The following is a 19563-nucleotide window of genomic DNA, read 5'->3' on the forward strand; positions in this document are numbered from 1 at the left end:
TTAGTGAATTGTGATTTAGTGATTGATTTTGGTTGTGAATTGTGAGTTAGTGAGTTAAAAGAAATGATAACTCATTAATCGAATAATCAAACCATGAAAACTCACTTAATAATAAATTCAATAAATCATAACTCACTCATTCACAATTCACTAATTAAAAATTAATCACTAACTCACTAATTCACTCAATCACAACTATATATGGAATTTGAATCAAGAATAGACCTTAGCGATTTACAAGAAGCAGTAGCCAATATCAGAGCAGAAATCGGGAAAATTATCATCGGTCAGCAAAATACTATTGATTTATTGTTGACTGCCATCTTTGCTGATGGTCATGTTTTGTTAGAGGGCGTTCCTGGTGTAGCGAAAACACTTACTGCTAAATTGTTGGCAAAAACCATCTCTACAGATTTTAGTCGTATTCAATTTACGCCTGATATGATGCCTTCGGATGTATTAGGAACAGCTATTTTTAATCCTAAAACAGCTGAATTTGATTTCAAAAAAGGTCCTATTTTTTCAAATATTATCTTGATTGATGAAATAAATCGCTCCCCTGCTAAAACTCAGGCGGCTTTGTTTGAGGTAATGGAAGAACGACAAATTACGAACTCGGGTACTACTTATCCGATGTCTTTTCCGTTCTTAGTGATGGCTACCCAAAACCCTATTGAGCAAGAAGGAACTTATCGTTTACCTGAGGCACAATTAGACCGTTTTCTCTTTAAAATCATCATCAATTATCCCTCTTATCAAGAAGAAATACAGATTCTCCAAGGTAATCATACTCGTTCCAGTGCGGCATCCAGCAATCCTGTTGAGCTAATTGATAGCATTTTGACGCCTGCTCAATTAACAGCTTTACGCGAAAAAGTACGACAATCCATTGTTGATATTAAAATTTTAGAATACATCGCCAAGATTATTCATGAAACCCGCAATTCGAAATTCATCTATTTGGGCGCTTCACCACGGGCATCTGTGGCCTTATTAAATGCTTCAAAAGCCTTGGCAGCTATCAGAGGTAGAGACTTTGTAACGCCAGAAGATGTGCAGGAGCTTACCCCTGCGGTACTTCGTCACAGAATTATTCTCACTCCAGAAAAAGAGATGGAAGGCTCAACACCAGAAGACATAATTGCTCAAATTCTTCAAAAAATCGAAGTACCAAGATGATTAGTTGTGATTGAGTGAATTGTGAATGAGTGATTTTTAAATTTGTATGTGAATATTTTCCATTTTTAAAGCTTGAGGGTGAGCAACCTATGCCCTCAAGCCTCAAAATCCCAAAGCTCCACAAACAAAAGTCTTGACTCTTGTGTCTTATATCTAAAAATCCTAAAGTCTTAAAGTCCTTCAAAAAATTATATATCCTCCAAAAGTACAATTTATCAATTTTCGTTATACCTTTGTTCCACAATCACAAAAAGGGGTGCCTTAATATAACGGGCTGAGATTATACCCACTGAACCTGATGCGGGTAATTCCGTCGAAGGGATTTTGTAAATTTGGTTTTGCGTTTAGGTTACGTGAACAGATTTAAAATCAATCAATTACATAGGGTTTCACATTGTTAAATCTAACGGGATTTGACTCCTTTGCCTGTTGTTAATCTTTTCAAAGATGAAAAACTTAACGATTACTTCAAGAAATCTGTTTGTTCAAACAGGTGTTCTCAATCAGTTAGTTGCCATGATTCGCCTATCGGTAAATCAGAAAAATAATATTATAAGCTATTTAACATTGATTGCTTTAGTATTTTTCCTCTCTATTCAATCGTATGCTCAGTACACTATTTCTGGTAAAATTGTTGATGCTGATGGCAACAAACCTTTGGCTGGTGCCAATATTACGTTAGTAAATGCCGTAAGAGGTACACAAAGCAATGTGCAGGGATTATACCTCCTCAAAAATGTAAAAAAAGGTACTTATACGTTGAGAATTAGTTTTGTTGGTTACGAGAAAAATGTACAAGTAATTGATTTACAAAAAGATGCTTCTTTCGATTTTGTCTTACATAAATCTACTTTTGTGGCAGATGAAGTAGTCGTAAGTGCTACCCGTGCTAATGCCAAATCTGCTATCGCATTCACGGATGTTTCTAAAGAAGATATTCAGAAACAGAATCTTGGACAAGACATTCCTCAGTTACTAAACTTTACGCCTTCGTTGGTTTCTACCTCAGATGCTGGTGCAGGTGTGGGTTATACAGGCGTAAGAATTAGAGGGACTGATGCTACCAGAATCAATGTAACCATCAATGGTATTCCGTTGAATGATGCTGAATCGCAAGGTACTTTTTGGGTTAATACCCCTGACTTGGCTAGCTCGGTTAGTTCTATCCAGATTCAACGTGGTGTAGGTACTTCCACCAATGGGGCTGGTGCTTTTGGGGCTTCGATTAATGTTTCTACTAACGAATTCAGAAAACAGGCTTATGCCGAAATCAACTCTGCTTATGGCTCATTCAATACTTTAAAAAATACTCTTTTGGTAGGTTCGGGTTTAGTGAATGATAAATTCACCTTTGATGCTCGTCTATCAAAAGTAACTTCAGATGGCTACATCGACCGTGCTTCTTCTGACTTAAAGTCGTTTTACCTTTCTGGTGCTTATTTTGGCAAAAAATCTTTTGTTCGTTTGAATGTATTTTCTGGCAAAGAAAAAACTTATCAAGCTTGGGAAGGTGTTCCTGAAGCTACTCTAGCAACCAATCGTACTTTCAATTTGTATACGTATCCTAACCAAACGGATAACTATCAGCAAGACCATTATCAATTGCTTTCTTCTCATAGTTTATCAAATGCTTGGACTTTCAACTTGAATTTCCATTATACGTATGGACGTGGATATTATGAGCAATTCAAAGAGCAAGATAAGCTTTCAAAATATGGTTTGCCTAATGTAGTATTCGGTGCAACAACTATTACTAAGACAGATTTGGTGCGTCGTAAATGGTTGGATAATGATTTTTATGGTACTACATTCTCTTTTGATTATCAAGGAAGTAAAAAGCTAACGGCCAATTTTGGAGGTGCATTGAACGAATATGATGGTAGAAATTATGGCGAAATTATCTGGGCTCAATATGCTTCTACTTCAAAAATAGGCGACCGCTATTATGATGGAAATTCTAAAAAAGTAGATTTCAACGTATATGCAAAAGCATTCTATCAGTTCACCGAGAAATTAAACGCTTTTGCTGATTTACAACTCAGAACAATCAATTATGAGATTAAAGGAACAGATGACAACCTGTTGAATATTGGGCAGAAAGTAGATTATCAATTCTTTAATCCTAAAGTTGGTTTAAGTTACCAAGTATCACCAAGCACTTCTGCGTATGCTTCTTATAGTGTTGGCAACAAAGAACCTAGTCGCTCAGACTTTGTGGATAACGTAGGCAAAACGCCTAAATCAGAAAAACTGAATGATTTTGAGTTGGGTTATAAAACTCAGAGAGGAAAAACGGCTTTTGCAGTGAACGGTTACTTTATGAACTATAATAACCAATTGGTATTGACAGGTAAACTGAATGATGTTGGTAGTGCAATTCGTGTGAATGTACCAGAAAGCTATCGTTTAGGGATAGAAATAGAAGGAGGCGTACAATTCAATAGTTCGTTGAAAATCAATGCCAATGCGACTTTCTCAGAAAACAAAATCAAAAACTTTACAGAGTCAATCTATAATTACGATACAGAATCAGAAACGCTTTTACCTACTTTGAGTAAAACAAATATTGCTTTTTCACCTAATGTAATCGTAGGTTCGCAAATATTATATACCCCTGTGAAGGGTTTAGAATTAGGCTTATTGTCTAAATATGTAGGAAAACAATATTTGGATAATACCTCTAACGAAAACCGTAAATTGAATGCCTATTTCACCAATGATATTCGTGCTATTTATACTATCAAAGGAAAGACATTAAGAGAAGTAAGTTTTAGTTTCTTGGTAAACAATCTTTTCAATACCCTTTATGAATCTAATGGTTATACGTATAGCTATATTGCTGAAGGAGTATCTTATACTGAAAACTTCTATTATCCACAAGCTGGTACTAATGTAATGGCTGGTGTAAGTCTGAAATTCTAAGCATTCGGTCAAAATCTCATTCATAGGCTATTTTTTAGTACATATTTGTATTAAAAAATAGCCTATTTATTTGTCTATAAATTTAAATACACCGCTAAAATTTACGAATTAAGATTACGCCAATTATCAAGAAAAATGCACCGATAATCCTGCCCAATGATATTTCTCTGACGGGGGCATCTAGCCAACCAAAATGGTCTAATAAAAGCGAAACAGTCATTTGTCCTGCTACAATTAAGCCAAAGGTTAGTGCTACACCCAAGCGTGGCATCAACACGATAACGGTACTGATATAAAACGCCCCTAAAATTCCTGCCAACCAAACATACCAAGGAGCATTTTTAAATTGACTAAATTGTGACAAAGGAATACGCGTAACAATAGCATATACAGTAAGGGCTATCAATCCCGTAGCAAAAGACAACAAGGCGGCTAGTACTGGATTGCCGACCAATCTTGCCATTTTAGCATTCAAACCTGCTTGTGTAGGGAAAACGGCTCCGCATAAAAAAGCTAAAAATATTAAAAAGTATTGCATTGGATAAATGGTTTATAAAGTATTCTTCCCACAAAAGTATAATATAAAGCCCGAAGGTTCATTCTTATTGTCTTTCTGGTGAACAATCCTTATTTTTAGACAAAAACCTTATTTTATGTCTCCGACAACTAAAAAAACTGAAATACTTGCTGGTATAAGTTCCTTTTTGGCTACAATGTATATTATCATTGTCAATCCCTCAATTCTTTCGCAGGCAGGAATGCCCTTTGATGCAGTATTGACAGCTACAGTTTTACTTTCATTTTTCTGTAGTTTGATGATGGGGCTTTATGCTAAAAACCCTATCGTTGTGGCCCCGGGCATGGGTATGAATGCCTTCTTTACGTTTACGGCAGTAAAGGGCATGGGAATTTCCTATCAAGTAGCGTTGGGTGCGGTGTTTTGGGCGGGAGTTTTCTTTTTGATTCTATCGATATTCAATTTGCGTACTTATATCGTAAAGGCTATTCCTAAACCCCTTCGTTTTGCTATTTCGGCAGGTATAGGGTTGTTTATTAGTCTCATCGGTTTTGAAAATGCTCATTTTATCATTGCCAATCCTGTTACGTTGATAAGTATTGCTAGTTTTCATAATCCAATCATCATCACTTTTCTCTTTGGGTTATTACTAACAGCTATCTTGATAGTACGGGATGTAAAAGGAGCTATTATCATAGGCATCGTTATCACTACTTTACTGGCTATTCCAATTGGTAGAATGTGGGGTGATGCATCAGCCATTAACTTCGGACAAAAGACTTTAGTCAATTGGAATGGCTTGATAGCCACTCCAGACTTTAGCTTAATCTTTCAGCTAGATATCATCCATTCTTTCAAATTTGCCTTATTTCCTATCATTTTTGCTTTTGTCTTTACTGATATGTTTGATAGCCTTTCTACTTTTGTGGGCTTGGCAGAGGCTGCCTATCTGTACGACGAAAATGGGGAGCCACGTAATATCAAACAATCGTTGCTGACAGACGCAGTGGCTACTTTATTAGCAGGAATCTTAGGAACAAGTCCCGGAACAGCTTATATAGAATCGGCAGTGGGAATAGAACAAGGTGGACGAAGGGGTTTAACAGCTATTACGGCAGGTATTTTGTTTTTGCCTTTTATGTTTTTGTCGCCTTTATTATCAGTAATTCCTGCTATTGCTACGGCTCCTGCCTTGATAGTAGTAGGCGTATTTATGATGAAGCCCATTACCAAAATCAATTGGGCTAAAATGGATGATGCCATCCCTGCATTTTTGGCTTTGGTCTTAATCCCTTTTTCTTATTCTATCACACAAGGCATTATCTGGGGATTTTTGTCTTGGACAATCATCAAGGTATTCGCTGGCAAACCAAAGGAAGTATCGCCTGCTCTTTGGGTGATAGATGGTTTTGCTGTTTTGTCTTTAATTATTTCTTGAAGTGATTAGTAATTGGTTATTAGTGATTAGACATCTACCATACATAGTTAAAAGTCTAATTGCGAACCCAACCCTAATTACTATTCACCAATCACTTAATCAACAAATGAAAAAAATACTTATCCTACTTTTATTTAGTTTACAAATTCAGGCTCAAAAGCCATTAACGGCTATTTTGGGTGCATTTAGTCAAGAGGTGAAATTATTGGAAGATTCGCTGAGCAACAAAAAAGAAGTAAACCTAAAAGGTATTCGTTTTCTAACGGGCGAGCTTCGTGGGCGTTCTGTGGTAGTTGCTTTAACTGGTGTTGGCAAAGTAAATGCTGCCATGACTACCAGTATTTTATTGATGAACTGGAATCCTGCGCAGTTGATTTTCACGGGTATTGCAGGGGGTATCCATCCAGACTTGCTACCGGGTGATATCGTCATTGCGAAATCTACTTTTGAACATGATTATGGAAAAATTGATTCTACAGGATTTACCCTTCGTCCTACCCGAAACCCTGCCTATGTAGAAATGAACCCTATTTATTTCCCTGCTGATGAAATATTGCTAAAAAAAGCTCAGGGTATTTCAAAGAAAACACCTTATAGGATTGTAGGAACCAGAAATCTTAACGTGATGACGGGCATTATTGCTACAGGTGATGTTTTTGTAAATTCCAATCAGAAAGTCGATGAATTGCGGGTAAAATATGGTGCTGATGCTACAGAAATGGAAGGCGCGGCAGTGGCACAAGTATGTTTTCAACAAAAAATTCCTTGTTTGGTGATTAGAAGTATTAGCGATAATGCCAATTCAAAGGCTCATTTAGATATGAAAACCTTTGAATATGTAGCGGCTTATAACTCTGCAAGCTTGGTATTGGGCATCTTGGGGGATTTATAGAAAAAATAGCTACTCAGTAGCACGAGTTTTCAACTCGTCGCTCAATTGTTAATGATTGTTAAGTAAAAAACTAATGTTATAGCAAAATACGTTGTCGTTATTAGACTTCTTATTGGATTTGATGACTAAAAGACTTAATGACTAAAGGATTACTATCTTTTGTCTTTTAGTCATTAAATCATTGCCTAAAGCTACTACCCATGAATGCAAAAACACTCAGAATATTTGTTGCTTTATCTATCCTGCTTTTAGGAGGAGTAATTGTTGTGCAATATTATTGGTTTAATCAAGCCTACAATATCCAAGACCGTGATTTTGACCAACGAACAACGGCCGCTTTGAGAGTAGTTTGCAAAAGAATATTAGCATTTAACAAAAACCCTAACAACAAAATCATTGACCCTGTAGAGCGAGTTACTTCAAACTACTATACTGTTCAGGTAAACGACACCATCAATCACATGATTTTGGAGGAGTTTTTAAAACAGGAGTTTGCGCATAATGATATTCGCATCAACTTTGAATTTGGCATTTACGACTGTTTGAAGGATAATATCAGATATACGTCTTTTGTATGTCATTCCGAAAACTGCGACCGTTCAGATTCTACCAGTTCTTATCATTTTCCCGATTTAGATATTCATAATTATTATTTCGGAGTTCATTTCCCTGATAAAAAATTATTTCTTTTAAGCGATTTAGACAATTGGTTTGTTTCGTCAGCTATTTTACTAGTAGTAATGGCCTTTTTTGTATATGCCTTGATGCTGATTTTTAAGCAAAAAAGACTTTCTGAAATTCAGAACGACTTTATTAATAACATGACGCATGAATTCAAAACGCCAATATCTACTATTTCCATTTCCAGCGAAGTGCTGATGAAACCAGAGATAGTCAATACTCCAGAACGTTTATTGAGCTATGCTGCTATTATCAGAAAAGAAGCCGCCCGTTTAAAAAAGAATGTCGATACGGTTTTACAAACGGCCAATATTGCTCAAAAAATAGATAAGCTTAATTTTGAAGAAGTAGATATTCATGAATTAATAAACGAATTATCCATCAACTGTGAACCCTTGTTTAAAGAAAAAAATGGAGAGTTAATTATTGATTTAAAGGCTACACATAGCGTAATCAAAGCTGACAGGTTGCATTTTACCAACATTATTCACAACCTAATCGACAATGGCGTTAAATATTGCGAACGTCCGCCAGTAATCATTATTACGTCTGAAAATATTGGTAATAATTTAATGGTATCGGTCAAGGATAACGGTATTGGTATTTCAGAAAGAGACCAGAAACAAGTATTTAATAAGTTTTTCAGAGTACACACTGGTGACGTACATAATGTAAAGGGCTTTGGACTAGGACTTTATTACGTGAAAGAAATGGTAGAAGGTCATAAAGGTACTATCCTACTAAAAAGCAAATTAGGTGAAGGTTGTGAATTTAGGTTATTACTCCCTTATATTGCTTAGCTTATTCATAAAAAAAGGTATCGACCAATGGCACGATACCTTTCTAACATCTAAACACCTAACTGATTATTTTTATCACTTCATACCATATTTCTCCATTTTGCAAAACGGCTCTGTATTGAATACCATCAACAATATAATATGTGTCACCATTGATTTGTAGTTGCTCATAGCCATCAGGGATACTTTCTACTAATGCCCCGATTGGAGGAGGTACCACTACGTAATCATTGTTTTGATATTCATAATATGCACCATTATAGTAATGATAAGGGCGATTATAAAGGTTAAACACTCTGTGTTCACGTGGTAAATACTTTACTCTGATACCAATAGGTGCAGGAGCAACCACATAAGTATTTTGATATGGTCTATAATACACACCATTATCGTAACGGAAGTTGATACCACCGAAAGAAACAGAGATAGATGTGCTTGGTGCTACATTTACCACACTGTTACGTCTTGGTAAAGATGCATAACGCCAGTTGGGAGTATTGTTTCTATACACAACCGTAGTTTGGTTCACTACTGGTCGTCTGTTTATTACTACCTTACGATTATTGTCATATCTGTCATTCCCACGATTGTTATTATCGTATCTATTATTACCACCACCATTATAGGCACCATTATTATTACCACCATTCCCACGGTTGTCATTTCTGTCTACATGGTTATCAACACGTGCTCTTTCGTTTCCTCTTCCGTTATTATTATCATTGTGCTTGTCATTTTTCCCTCTATCGTCTCTACCTCTGTCACCATGTTGAGCAACACCTACAAAAGAGTGAAGACTAATGCTTGCTATTAAAATAACAGTAGCTAATTTGATTTTACTTTTAGAACCAACTTCTATCGAAGTGTTAGGTTGAATATGCATTGCTTTCATAATAGTATTGTTTTTAATTTTATGTCGGTTAGATTGCGGATATTTTCAATAGTTTAGTCTATTTATTTTCATTAACAATCGTTAACATTTGAGTAAATTGGACGATTATTATCTTATAAGATTAAATTCATTTTAAAATCTATCTTAAATCAATAACGATGAAAAAATACCTTATTTTAATCTGTTTATTAAACGGCTGTTTATTTTCAATGCTAGCTCAAAAAAAAGCTGATAAACAAGAATGGATTAAACTATTCAATGGGAAAAACTTAGATGGATGGGACATCAAGATTGCAGGAGAAGACCTTAATGTAAATTATAAAAACACATTCCGTGTAGAAAATGGAATGATGCGGGTAGCTTATGACCAATACAAAACCTTTGACGATAAGTTTGGACATATTTATTACAAAACTCCCTATTCATATTATATCATTCGTTTTGAATACCGTTTTCAAGGTGAACAATTGGCTGGTGGGGCATCATGGAATGTACGAAACAGTGGTGTAATGTTGCATTCGCAATCAGCTAAGAGTTTATCAAAGGGCCAAAGTTTCCCTGTGTCTTTAGAATTACAGCTATTAGGTGGCTTGGGTAAAGGTGAGCGTCATACAGGTAATTTGTGTACGCCAGGGACGGAAGTATATATGAATGGTAAAATTGTAACAGACCATTGTACTGATTCAAATTCAAAAACATATAATGGTGACCAATGGGTAAAAGCTGAAGCCATTGTATTTGGCGATTCGCTAATCCATCATATTATTGAAGGCGATACTGTGTTGACATTTGAAAAGCTACACATTGGCGGAGGTTTTGTGAGTCCTGAATATGACTGGAAGCAAGCCAAAATTGATAATGGTGCTGAGTGGATTAAAAAAGATGGACAACCTTTAAAGGGAGGCTATATAGCGATGCAAGCCGAAAGCCATGCAATCGATTTCCGTAATATTGAATTGTTGAACCTAAAAGGCTGTACAGACCCGAAAGCAATCAACTATAAATCGTACTACAAAAAGGCTGATAAAAAGAGTTGCGTATACCGCAAATAAGAGTTTAGGTTAATTTATCCCATTGACTCCATTGGTAAATACATTCTTTTTCAGCTTTTAGCCAATGGTCTAAAGCTCTATCTCGTGGACGGCGTTCGTCAAGCCACTGATTGTAGGCACGTGCTTTAATTTGTTCAAACCGTTGAACATCTTGCCAATAAAATTCGCAAGTATTTTGCTCGAAATCGAAAGGAGGATTAGGAAAAAAATCCTGTCTTCCTTCGATATCAGCAGTATGTCGGTAGCAAAGGTGTTTCTTCGGACAGTCGCCCCCTTTGCACATTGTCATATCATATAGCATTATTCTAGCATTAAATAGAAATATTGTTTGCTCAATAATATCAACATAATTTATTGAAATTCTTTGAATAATCTTCAATCAATTAATTGTCCTTATTCTTTTTACGAATTATTCTCAGCGATATTGTCTATTAAAGCCACTGATTAAAAAAAACTCTTCAAATTCTTTCATAACTATTTGTATATTAACTAGAAAGCCGTAATTTTGCAGTCCGTTTCATAGCGCAGTCAGGTAAAATTGCCTATAAGTACTTTCAAATGACTGTGAATCAGATTGTTTAGTTACAAAATAATCTACATGAAACACCCGAGGATTTTCAGGTAAGGAAGCTTCCACCCTTATTGGCAGAAAATTTTCAATAACTCAAACGATTTTAAATTTTTACCATAATGGCAAAAGAAATAGCAGGCTACGTAAAGTTGCAATGCAAAGGTGGTGCCGCTAACCCATCACCCCCAATTGGTCCAGCCTTGGGTTCTAAGGGTTTGAATATCATGGAGTTCTGTAAGCAGTTCAATGCTAGAACACAAGATAAACCAGGTGTTATTCTTCCAGTTTTGATTACTTACTACAAAGACAAATCTTTTGATTTCGTAGTAAAGACTCCTCCTGCACCGATTTTGTTGTTGGAAGCAGCGAAAGTAAAATTGGGTTCTGCTCAGCCAAACTTGAAAAAAGTTGGTTCAGTATCTTGGGATCAAGTACGTACAATCGCAGAAACAAAAATGCCTGATTTAAACTGTTTCACCATCGAGTCAGCAATGAGCATGGTAGCAGGTACAGCTCGCTCAATGGGCTTGAACGTAACAGGAGAAAAACCTTTCTAATTTGAAGATTAGATAATTTGAAAATTTGAAGATTGATTTTAATCAACTTTAATTTCAATGTCATTTTCGAATTAGCTCATTTTCAAATTTTCAAATTGAAAAGAATAATGGCTAAGTTAACAAAAAAGCAAAAAGAAGCTCAATCAAAATTTGATGCAACGCAATCGTATTCACTTACGAAAGCTGCTGAAATTTTGAAAGAGATTTCATATACGAAGTTCGACTCTTCAGTAGATATCGACGTTCGTTTGGGGGTTGACCCTCGTAAAGCTGACCAAATGGTTCGTGGCGTGGTTGCTTTGCCTCATGGAACAGGAAAAGAAGTACGAGTACTTGTACTTTGTAGCCCTGATAAAGAGGAAGAAGCAAAAGCGGCAGGTGCTGACTTTGTTGGTTTGGATGAATATATCCAAAAAATTGAAAAAGGTTGGACTGACATTGATGTAATCATCACAATGCCAACCGTAATGGCTAAGTTAGGTCGTTTAGGTCGTGTTTTAGGACCTCGTGGCTTAATGCCAAATCCAAAATCAGGTACTGTTACCTTGAACGTTGGACAAGCTGTTACAGAAGTGAAAGCTGGTAAAATCGACTTCAAAGTTGACAAAACTGGTATCATCCACACTTCTATCGGTAAGGTTTCATTCACTCCTGAGAAATTAGCTGAAAATGCTCAGGAACTTATCAACACTTTGTTGAAATTGAAGCCATCTTCAGCCAAAGGAACATACGTGAAGTCAGTTAATTTGTCTTCTACAATGTCTCCGGGTGTTAAAATTGACCAAGGAACAGTTAAAGGTTTGTAATCATGACAAAGGAAGAAAAAGGTATAATTATCCAAGAGTTGGGCGAAAAGTTCGCAGCTACTCCTTACTTCTATATTACAGATACCGGTGGTTTAACTGTTGCAGAAGTAAACGCATTTAGAAGAATGTGTTTCCAACGTGGTTTTGAGTACCGTGTCGTTAAAAACACGCTTATCGCAAAAGCATTGGAAACAACTGGAGTAGACTATACTTCATTTAACGATACAGTTTTCAAAGGTTTATCAGGAATCATTTTCTCACCAGAAAATCCTAAAACTCCTGCGAAATTGATCAAAGACTTCAAAAAAGAAGCAGGTAAAGATAAAATTAAATTCAAAGGTGCTTCTATTGAAGGAGGTTTATACATCGGAGAAGATCAATTAGCTGCTCTTGAAAATGTTAAGTCTAAACAAGAGATGATTGGCGAAATCGTTGGATTATTACAATCTCCTGCGAAAAACGTTGTTTCTGCTCTTCAAAGCAGCGGTGGCAAATTAGCTGGCATCCTTAAAACTCTTTCAGAGAGAGAAGGTTAATTTTCAAACTTGATGATGATTGATAAGTGATGAGTTGTGAGTAATGAATAAAATACTGATATACAGTACTTTAATTTATACACTACATTATTTATTTTACAGTTATTTAAAATCATTTTCAAATTTCCAAATTAGCTTATTTTCAAATTGAAATAGGCTTCCAAGTACAAAAACATATAGTAAATTAATAAAATCGTAAACAATAAAAAATCTTAATACAATGGCAGATTTAAAAGCATTCGCTGAGCAATTAGTGAACTTAACTGTAAAAGAAGTTAATGAATTAGCAGCAATTTTGAAAGATGAGTATGGTATCGAGCCTGCTGCTGCTGCTGCAGTAGTTGTAGCTGGTAACGCTGGTGGTGGTGACGCTGCTGAAGCTCCTGCTGAACAAACATCATTTGATGTTATCTTGAAATCTGCTGGTGCTAGCAAATTAGCAGTAGTTAAATTGGTGAAAGACTTAACAGGTCTTGGCTTGAAAGAAGCTAAAGATTTAGTTGACGGAGCTCCAAAAGCTGTTAAAGAAGGTGTATCTAAAGACGAAGCTGAAGGTTTGAAAAAATCTTTAGAAGAAGCTGGTGCTGAAGTTGAAGTTAAGTAATTAACTGATATTTTACAATAGAAAAAGGGTTGCAACTTAGTTGTAACCCTTTTTCGTTTTAAAGACTAATTGACTGATTTTAAAGGATTTAATATAATTATCAATCCCTTATCGAACTTTTCCTATTAGGGGGTGACTTAAGTCACCCCCTAATAGGAAAAGTTCGTGTTTTATATAATGTTCCTTAAAAAGAGAAAACAAACAAGACCTCAACAATTCTGTTTATTATCACTAGAGAGGGACTTAAGTCCCTCCCTAGTGATTGTCTTTCTATCAGTAACCGCAAGAGTTACCGCTACGTTTTAGAAGGAATTATTGGTTTTGATTTTAATTAATAGCCTCCTAATAAACAAATTCTCCAAATTCAGATTGAATCGTTACTTGTTTACCTTCAAAGCCTTCTACCCTACCAATAATCTGCGCATCAATTCCGAATGATTTTGAAATATCAATCAAAGTCTGTGCATATTGTGGATTAATATATACTTCTAATCGATGTCCCATGTTGAATACCTTATACATTTCTTTAAAATCTGTATTGCTTTCTTCCTGAATCATTTTAAACAATGGAGGCAAAGCAAAAAGATTATCTTTGACAATATGCACGTTATTCACAAAATGTAGCACCTTTGTTTGTGCCCCACCCGAACAATGTACCATACCATGAATTACGGGTCTTAATTCGTTTAATATCGCCTTTACAACGGGTGCATAAGTACGAGTTGGTGAAAGGATTAATTGACCTACGTTTAATGGCGCTCCTACTACTTCATCAGTCAGACGTTTTGAGCCACTGTATACCAAATCTTTCGGTACGGCAGGGTCAAAGCTTTCAGCATATAAATCTGCTAAATAATGACCAAGGACATCATGACGCGCAGAAGTTAAGCCATTAGAACCCATTCCACCATTATATGTTTTTTCATAGTTCGACTGTCCGTCGGAAGCTAAGCCAACAATTGCGTCTCCTGCTTGAATAGTATGATTAGAAATCACGTCTGAACGTTTCATTCTAGCTATCACGGTAGAATCTACAATGATTGTTCTTACTAAATCGCCAACGTCTGCTGTTTCGCCACCAGTACTCCAAATACCAATACCATTGTCTCTTAGCATTTCTAGTACTTCTTCAGTACCATTAATAATTTCAGCAATTACTTCGCCTGGAATAAGGTTTTTATTACGACCAATCGTGCTTGATAGCAACATATTATCTGTTGCACCTACACAAATTAAATCATCGGTATTCATCACCACGGCATCTTGCGCAATGCCACGCCACACAGAAACATCGCCTGTTTCTTTCCAATAAAGATAAGCCAATGATGATTTAGTACCTGCACCGTCGGCGTGCATAATATTGCAATAGGTGTCGTCGCCACCTAACATATCTGGAGAAATTTTACAAAATGCTTGCGGAAAAAGCCCTTTATCAAGTTTTTCGATGGCTTTATGTACGTCTTCTTTAGAGGCAGAAACACCTCTTTGCATGTAACGATCGGTCATTATGCGATTTACTTTTGTCGTTTTATTAATCAATGCTACAAAGTTACGCTTATCTCAATAAAAAACTTCATTCAAAACTTTACTAAAGGATATTTGCCATTAAATTTATTGAGGCGACATCACTTAGATTGCCTTCTTGCTGATTTTAATGCTATTATAAACTTCTGATTAACAAAAGATTAAGCGCAACAAAAAAGTGTAGCAAGACGTTATTTTTTCAAGATTTATCAGTAATTTACCAAATCATTAAAAACACCTCTTAAAAACACATCAATCAGTAGATATTTACAAAAGCAATCACGAGTTCAAGTATATTCTTTCAACATTAAAATTTAAGGATTATGGGTCGGAAAGTTTTAGTTTTAAATCAAGATTATAGTGCTTTAACCGTTTGTTCGATTCCTAAAGCTTTTTTGTTGGTCTTCCTGAAAAAAGCTGATTTAATATCTGAATCTGCCACTGAACAATTAAGAAGTGTCTCTCAGTCTTTCCCCATGCCTTCGGTCATTCGTTTACATCGTTATGTGTATTTGCCTTATAAAGGCGTGATGCTATCAAGGCAGAACATTTTTAGACGTGATGGCGGGCAATGTCAATATTGTGGAACACCAGAAGATTTAACGTTAGATCATGTATTGCCCAAGTCAAGAGGGGGAAGAACGTCATGGGATAACCTTGCTACGGCCTGTAAGCGATGCAATTCAAGAAAAGGAGACCTTACCCCAGAAGAAGCAGGAATGCCTTTAAAAACCAAACCTTATAAGCCTTCATTCGTGATGTTTTTAAGAGATTTTGGTGGAAGTATAGAAGAAAGCTGGTTACCTTTCTTGGGAAAAAGAAAAGAGAAAGCATTTGTTCAATAAAATAATAAGAGGTCGCTCATTGATGGGCGACCTCTTATTGGTTTATTGATTGATTAAACTACTAGTTCGTTGTATTGCTTTCTTATACAAAGGCACCGTACTACAAGGCTCACCAAACATCAATGATTGCACATAAGGCTTAAATAATCTCGTTATTTCTACATAAGCACTGGTTGGTACGGGTACTTTTGAACAACCCTTTATGACAATTTTTGCTCCACGATATTCTTCTGGATTAATTTTAGCAAGGGCTTCATAAAATAGCTTGTCTTCCAAGGCTTTTAAATCTCCAAAGACAATGCAATTGGCAAAGTCCTGTAGTTTCAAGGTCAATAGCATATATGCCCAAGTAGGAATTACAGCATCTTCTGAACAGATTACTGCCACATTTTTGCCTTCATACTGCGACCAGTCATGATTTTTAAGGAATTCTCTAAAGTCTTTTTCCTTTAAAATCATGCCCATAAAAAGATTATCTTTAAGGTCATATACCACTCGCTCTCCTTTGTGGTAAAGTTCCTCAAGGTCGAATGAGATTAGACCGCTACTAGCTACTTTATTGATAATGATATCTTCCATATCGATTACGATTTAATGAATCGGTTTATATTTTCTTTGGCTGAGTCCCCACAAAATCTTTTAGATAGAAAGGTTCAAAGCTTACTACGTTTTCAAATAACGATTCTTCAAAAGATTTAGTTGCCAAATACCCTATGCTTTTAGCAGAAGGAAGGATAGGTATCTCTAAAAATTTGGCATTATTATGTGAGATAGACTCTCGGCATTTGTCTGCTCCGTCACCAAAGAAAACAATCGGCTGAGTATTCAATAAATCAAGGAAAGAATATTCGTCGATAACCTTTGCTTCTGTTTCTACTATACTGCTTAGATTAGTCTTTACAATAGTACAATACACTTCCATTCTTCTAGCATCAATCATCGGGCAAAGCAAATAATTGGCAGGAAAGAAATCTTTTACTTGATAAGCCATTGCCTCTAAAGTATTGATAGCTATCAGGGGCTTGTCTAATGCAAAACAAAAACCTTTGGCCGTTGAAACACCAATGCGTAACCCCGTATAAGAACCAGGCCCTTTGGCCACGGCAATAGCATCTAATTCATTTAAAGTAAACCCTGATTGCTTTACTACATTTTCGCAAAGGGTGGTTAACATTCCTGAATGAGACTTTTCAGTAAAAAGCTCGCTACAAGCTAATATTTTGCCGTCTTGATGAACAGCAACCGAACATACTTTGGTGGAAGTATCAATGCTAAGGATTAATGCCATTGGAATATTAATAATTAATTTCCTACAAAATTACATCCAAGCTATGGCAAATAAAAATGGCGATAGATTTCTCTACCGCCATTCGTAATATTGTTCTCTTTTATTAATGCATTATTGATTAATTTCCTTTCAGAATTGATTGATAACGTGGCATATCTGTAAACAATTTCAAAGCCTCCTGAATTTCAGGGTCTTTGGCAAATGATTGCTCACGCGTACCTCTTTGTAAATAATAATGCACTACGATTTCTTGTTCTAAAGCTGTTTTTATCTCGTCTTTAAACTTCATAATATCAGCTTCCTTGCTATGCGAAAGTTTATTTCTAAGAGACTTTAGCTGTTCAGAGATATTCTCATAATAGCGTTCTCTTTTAGCAGATGCTTCCAATAAGTTAAGGTCTTTTTCAGCCTGAGTGGTATAATCAAAGTCTTGTGTAACTGCCCATTTTACAAAGTCGTTGTATTCAGCATTTGTTAATTCAAAATCTTTCGCTGGTTTAATCGACGGATGGTCAAAATGATATTTAATGGCATAATCAAACAGAATGTATCTATTCGATAAAGCTAAAGTAACGGCAGCAGGATAAGGTCTATCCACTTCAATGTCTGGCAAAATACCGCCACCATCATACACTACTCTACCACTTTTTACAGTTTTGAATGGTCTGCGTAACGAATCTGGCAATTTACCTACGCTACCATCTGGATTACGGTGACTATAGTCAATAGCCTGAATACAACGTCCACTTGGAATATAATACTTTGCCGTAGTTACTTTTAGTTTGGTATTATAAGTCAAATCACGGGTTATTTGAACAAGTCCTTTTCCATAACTGCGTTGTCCGATTAATACACCACGGTCATAATCTTGAATCACACCTGCCACGATTTCAGCCGCCGAAGCACTTCTTGAGTTGGTCAATACCGTAACTGGCATTTCTGTATCAATGGCAGCATTCAATCCTACGTAAGTCTTATTCCAGTCTTCTACTTTACCTTTGGTTGAAACAATCTCAGATTCTTTTGGAAGAAAAATATTACAAATATCCACTGCCATATTCAAGAGTCCTCCTGGGTTTTCTCTTAAATCAAGGACTAACTTTTTCATACCCTTACCTTTTAGTTCAGTAAAAGCTGTACGTACTTCTTTAGACGCTGTACCTGTAAAGTCTTTTAAATCGATATAGCCTACTTCGTTATTAATCATGCCGTAGTAGGGTACGTTTTTCATTTTTACTACATCACGCACGATAGAAACTTCTTCTAATTTATCTGTTCCATAACGTTTTACAGTTATCCTTACGGCTGTGCCTGTTTGTCCTTTGATGAGCTTACCAGCATCATTGATTTTACGTGCTGCCAAATCTACGCCATCTACTTTTACAATTTCATCACCAATGCGTAATCCTGATTTTTCGGCGGGTGTTCCTTCATCAATCAGCATAATTACAATTTTGCCATTTCTATTGCCTGTTACAATACCAATACCGTTGTATTTACCCGTAGTCATCGTCATGTAATCTTCGATTTCATCTTCGGCATAATATACAGTGTAAGGGTCAAACGATTTCAACATGGCATCAATAGAAGTCTTGATCGTTTTGTTGGGATTGATTTCATCTACATAATAGCGATTCAATTCCTTGAAGAGCGTAGCATAAATGTCTAAGTTTTTGGCAATTTCAAAGAAACGCTCACCCGGTTCCGTAAATGATGCCAACGAAAAACCTATCACAGTAATTGCTGTGATTATTAATGACTTAGCAGACATTTTTATATTCATTTGTCAGAAAATTTTTAAAGAAAACAATTAAGGAAAGGATTCTTTATATGCTTGTACAAAGAACCAAACGAAGAAGGTTGTAGAAGTATTTCATCAGACTTGGCGTAATTTGTTTAGCTTGTTTGAAATACTGTCATTAAACCATTTTTTTGAAAATCGCTTTCATAGATTTTTCTATTTTGGCATAATCTTCTATCGTCTTTGCAATATACACAAAAGCAATATATGCTGGAATCTGTGAAGAAGGTTTTTCCAATAAAAGCTGTTTGTTCAAACGATAGGCTTCGCGCGTACGACGCTTGATGAGGTTTCTATCAACAGCATGTTTAAAATATCGTTTTGAAACAGAAATTAAAATAGCTGGTAATGGCGATGATGGGTTTTCGAGAGACGAGACTTCCAATAGCTCTTCATTAGTGTCATCATCCATCAATTCTGCACTTAGCTCTGTTAATACAGTATCAGCATTATTCAAAATATAAGAAACACGAAAAGGGTAGAGAAAAACCGAGTTGATTTTTTCACTACCCTTTCTATCAAAGAGCTTATCTATAACTTTCTTAGAACTGAGTCGTTCTGACTTTTTGAAAGTAAACTTCATGCTTTAATTTGGTAATTTGAAGATTTGCTGATTTGAAAATGTCATAAAACAAATTTCAAACCCTACTAATTTTCA

The 19563-nt window shown here is 35.9% G+C and carries 19 protein-coding genes and 1 riboswitch; of the genes, 11 read left to right on the top strand and 8 right to left on the bottom strand.

Annotation, left to right across the window (positions count from 1 at the left end; genetic code table 11):
- The first annotated feature begins 201 nt into the window (after positions 1 to 201).
- Complete coding sequence (locus AC1RNE_RS10710; RefSeq protein ID WP_492800969.1) at positions 202 to 1179, top strand: AAA family ATPase; 978 nt, start codon at positions 202 to 204, stop codon at positions 1177 to 1179.
- Between the two features lie 242 nt (positions 1180 to 1421).
- Positions 1422 to 1518: riboswitch (TPP riboswitch) on the top strand.
- A 177-nt stretch (positions 1519 to 1695) separates the two neighbouring features.
- A complete protein-coding gene (locus AC1RNE_RS10715; protein ID WP_492803628.1) occupies positions 1696 to 4101 on the top strand; it encodes a TonB-dependent receptor in 2406 nt (801 codons plus the stop codon).
- 94 nt (positions 4102 to 4195) lie between these two features.
- On the opposite strand, the gene AC1RNE_RS10720 is transcribed toward AC1RNE_RS10715, so the two are convergent.
- The gene (locus AC1RNE_RS10720; RefSeq protein WP_492800970.1) at positions 4196 to 4639 is read right to left on the bottom strand and encodes a DMT family transporter; all 444 of its coding nucleotides are present in this window, start codon (positions 4637 to 4639) and stop codon (positions 4196 to 4198) included.
- A 115-nt stretch (positions 4640 to 4754) separates the two neighbouring features.
- On the opposite strand from AC1RNE_RS10720, the gene AC1RNE_RS10725 reads away from it, so the two are divergent.
- The 3 genes from AC1RNE_RS10725 (at position 4755) to AC1RNE_RS10735 (ending at position 8429) form a co-directional block, all read left to right on the top strand.
- The gene (locus tag AC1RNE_RS10725) at positions 4755 to 6056 is read left to right on the top strand and encodes an NCS2 family permease (RefSeq protein WP_492800971.1); all 1302 of its coding nucleotides are present in this window, start codon (positions 4755 to 4757) and stop codon (positions 6054 to 6056) included.
- 106 nt (positions 6057 to 6162) lie between these two features.
- Positions 6163 to 6948 (top strand): 5'-methylthioadenosine/adenosylhomocysteine nucleosidase, encoded by a 786-nt coding sequence (locus tag AC1RNE_RS10730; protein WP_492800972.1) that lies wholly within the window; start codon positions 6163 to 6165, stop codon positions 6946 to 6948.
- A gap of 200 nt (positions 6949 to 7148) precedes the next feature.
- Positions 7149 to 8429, top strand: a complete 1281-nt coding sequence (locus tag AC1RNE_RS10735; RefSeq protein ID WP_492800973.1) for a sensor histidine kinase — start codon at positions 7149 to 7151, stop codon at positions 8427 to 8429.
- Positions 8430 to 8487: 58 nt separating this feature from the next.
- Here the strand turns inward: AC1RNE_RS10735 and AC1RNE_RS10740 are convergent, their stop codons facing one another.
- Positions 8488 to 9321 carry a DUF6515 family protein gene (locus AC1RNE_RS10740; protein ID WP_492800974.1) on the bottom strand — a complete coding sequence of 278 codons (834 nt, stop codon included), beginning with the start codon at positions 9319 to 9321 and terminating at the stop codon, positions 8488 to 8490.
- Between the two features lie 158 nt (positions 9322 to 9479).
- Here AC1RNE_RS10740 and AC1RNE_RS10745 point away from each other — a divergent pair, with 158 nt between their 5' ends.
- Positions 9480 to 10373 (top strand): 3-keto-disaccharide hydrolase, encoded by an 894-nt coding sequence (locus tag AC1RNE_RS10745; RefSeq protein WP_492800975.1) that lies wholly within the window; start codon positions 9480 to 9482, stop codon positions 10371 to 10373.
- A 4-nt stretch (positions 10374 to 10377) separates the two neighbouring features.
- Here the strand turns inward: AC1RNE_RS10745 and AC1RNE_RS10750 are convergent, their stop codons facing one another.
- Entirely contained in the window at positions 10378 to 10662 is a 285-nt protein-coding gene (locus AC1RNE_RS10750; RefSeq protein ID WP_492800976.1) for a DUF2934 domain-containing protein, read from the bottom strand.
- A gap of 401 nt (positions 10663 to 11063) precedes the next feature.
- Between AC1RNE_RS10750 and rplK the strand changes: the two genes are divergently transcribed.
- From rplK to rplL, 4 genes are all read left to right on the top strand, one after another.
- The gene (gene rplK, locus AC1RNE_RS10755) at positions 11064 to 11501 is read left to right on the top strand and encodes a 50S ribosomal protein L11 (protein WP_309914709.1); all 438 of its coding nucleotides are present in this window, start codon (positions 11064 to 11066) and stop codon (positions 11499 to 11501) included.
- A gap of 107 nt (positions 11502 to 11608) precedes the next feature.
- The gene (rplA, locus tag AC1RNE_RS10760) at positions 11609 to 12307 is read left to right on the top strand and encodes a 50S ribosomal protein L1 (protein ID WP_492800977.1); all 699 of its coding nucleotides are present in this window, start codon (positions 11609 to 11611) and stop codon (positions 12305 to 12307) included.
- A 2-nt stretch (positions 12308 to 12309) separates the two neighbouring features.
- Positions 12310 to 12843 (top strand): 50S ribosomal protein L10, encoded by a 534-nt coding sequence (rplJ, locus tag AC1RNE_RS10765; RefSeq protein WP_492800978.1) that lies wholly within the window; start codon positions 12310 to 12312, stop codon positions 12841 to 12843.
- A 220-nt stretch (positions 12844 to 13063) separates the two neighbouring features.
- Entirely contained in the window at positions 13064 to 13447 is a 384-nt protein-coding gene (gene rplL, locus AC1RNE_RS10770; protein WP_184129288.1) for a 50S ribosomal protein L7/L12, read from the top strand.
- A 342-nt stretch (positions 13448 to 13789) separates the two neighbouring features.
- Here the strand turns inward: rplL and AC1RNE_RS10775 are convergent, their stop codons facing one another.
- The gene (locus AC1RNE_RS10775; protein WP_492800979.1) at positions 13790 to 14953 is read right to left on the bottom strand and encodes an AIR synthase related protein; all 1164 of its coding nucleotides are present in this window, start codon (positions 14951 to 14953) and stop codon (positions 13790 to 13792) included.
- 341 nt (positions 14954 to 15294) lie between these two features.
- On the opposite strand from AC1RNE_RS10775, the gene AC1RNE_RS10780 reads away from it, so the two are divergent.
- Complete coding sequence (locus tag AC1RNE_RS10780) at positions 15295 to 15816, top strand: HNH endonuclease (protein ID WP_309921971.1); 522 nt, start codon at positions 15295 to 15297, stop codon at positions 15814 to 15816.
- A 42-nt stretch (positions 15817 to 15858) separates the two neighbouring features.
- Here AC1RNE_RS10780 and AC1RNE_RS10785 read toward each other — a convergent pair whose 3' ends face one another.
- From AC1RNE_RS10785 to rnpA, 4 genes are all read right to left on the bottom strand, one after another.
- Complete coding sequence (locus AC1RNE_RS10785) at positions 15859 to 16395, bottom strand: DUF2480 family protein (RefSeq protein ID WP_492800980.1); 537 nt, start codon at positions 16393 to 16395, stop codon at positions 15859 to 15861.
- A 25-nt stretch (positions 16396 to 16420) separates the two neighbouring features.
- Positions 16421 to 17104: a tRNA (adenosine(37)-N6)-threonylcarbamoyltransferase complex dimerization subunit type 1 TsaB gene (gene tsaB / locus AC1RNE_RS10790; protein WP_492800981.1), complete on the bottom strand. Its 684-nt coding sequence runs from the start codon at positions 17102 to 17104 to the stop codon at positions 16421 to 16423.
- A 118-nt stretch (positions 17105 to 17222) separates the two neighbouring features.
- Positions 17223 to 18887 carry a S41 family peptidase gene (locus AC1RNE_RS10795; protein WP_492800982.1) on the bottom strand — a complete coding sequence of 555 codons (1665 nt, stop codon included), beginning with the start codon at positions 18885 to 18887 and terminating at the stop codon, positions 17223 to 17225.
- A gap of 136 nt (positions 18888 to 19023) precedes the next feature.
- Positions 19024 to 19488 (bottom strand): ribonuclease P protein component, encoded by a 465-nt coding sequence (gene rnpA, locus AC1RNE_RS10800; RefSeq protein WP_492800983.1) that lies wholly within the window; start codon positions 19486 to 19488, stop codon positions 19024 to 19026.
- Between the last annotated feature and the right edge of the window lie 75 nt (positions 19489 to 19563).

The organism is Arcicella sp. GW822-FHT02H01 (genome assembly GCF_058802005.1).

Coding starts and splice junctions, on each gene's coding strand:
- AC1RNE_RS10710 (WP_492800969.1), top strand. CDS start 202: ATGGAATTTGAATCAAGAATAGACCTTAGCGATTTACAAGAAGCAGTA.
- AC1RNE_RS10715 (WP_492803628.1), top strand. CDS start 1,696: ATGATTCGCCTATCGGTAAATCAGAAAAATAATATTATAAGCTATTTA.
- AC1RNE_RS10720 (WP_492800970.1), bottom strand. CDS start 4,639: ATGCAATACTTTTTAATATTTTTAGCTTTTTTATGCGGAGCCGTTTTC.
- AC1RNE_RS10725 (WP_492800971.1), top strand. CDS start 4,755: ATGTCTCCGACAACTAAAAAAACTGAAATACTTGCTGGTATAAGTTCC.
- AC1RNE_RS10730 (WP_492800972.1), top strand. CDS start 6,163: ATGAAAAAAATACTTATCCTACTTTTATTTAGTTTACAAATTCAGGCT.
- AC1RNE_RS10735 (WP_492800973.1), top strand. CDS start 7,149: ATGAATGCAAAAACACTCAGAATATTTGTTGCTTTATCTATCCTGCTT.
- AC1RNE_RS10740 (WP_492800974.1), bottom strand. CDS start 9,321: ATGAAAGCAATGCATATTCAACCTAACACTTCGATAGAAGTTGGTTCT.
- AC1RNE_RS10745 (WP_492800975.1), top strand. CDS start 9,480: ATGAAAAAATACCTTATTTTAATCTGTTTATTAAACGGCTGTTTATTT.
- AC1RNE_RS10750 (WP_492800976.1), bottom strand. CDS start 10,662: ATGACAATGTGCAAAGGGGGCGACTGTCCGAAGAAACACCTTTGCTAC.
- rplK (WP_309914709.1), top strand. CDS start 11,064: ATGGCAAAAGAAATAGCAGGCTACGTAAAGTTGCAATGCAAAGGTGGT.
- rplA (WP_492800977.1), top strand. CDS start 11,609: ATGGCTAAGTTAACAAAAAAGCAAAAAGAAGCTCAATCAAAATTTGAT.
- rplJ (WP_492800978.1), top strand. CDS start 12,310: ATGACAAAGGAAGAAAAAGGTATAATTATCCAAGAGTTGGGCGAAAAG.
- rplL (WP_184129288.1), top strand. CDS start 13,064: ATGGCAGATTTAAAAGCATTCGCTGAGCAATTAGTGAACTTAACTGTA.
- AC1RNE_RS10775 (WP_492800979.1), bottom strand. CDS start 14,953: ATGACCGATCGTTACATGCAAAGAGGTGTTTCTGCCTCTAAAGAAGAC.
- AC1RNE_RS10780 (WP_309921971.1), top strand. CDS start 15,295: ATGGGTCGGAAAGTTTTAGTTTTAAATCAAGATTATAGTGCTTTAACC.
- AC1RNE_RS10785 (WP_492800980.1), bottom strand. CDS start 16,395: ATGGAAGATATCATTATCAATAAAGTAGCTAGTAGCGGTCTAATCTCA.
- tsaB (WP_492800981.1), bottom strand. CDS start 17,104: ATGGCATTAATCCTTAGCATTGATACTTCCACCAAAGTATGTTCGGTT.
- AC1RNE_RS10795 (WP_492800982.1), bottom strand. CDS start 18,887: ATGAATATAAAAATGTCTGCTAAGTCATTAATAATCACAGCAATTACT.
- rnpA (WP_492800983.1), bottom strand. CDS start 19,488: ATGAAGTTTACTTTCAAAAAGTCAGAACGACTCAGTTCTAAGAAAGTT.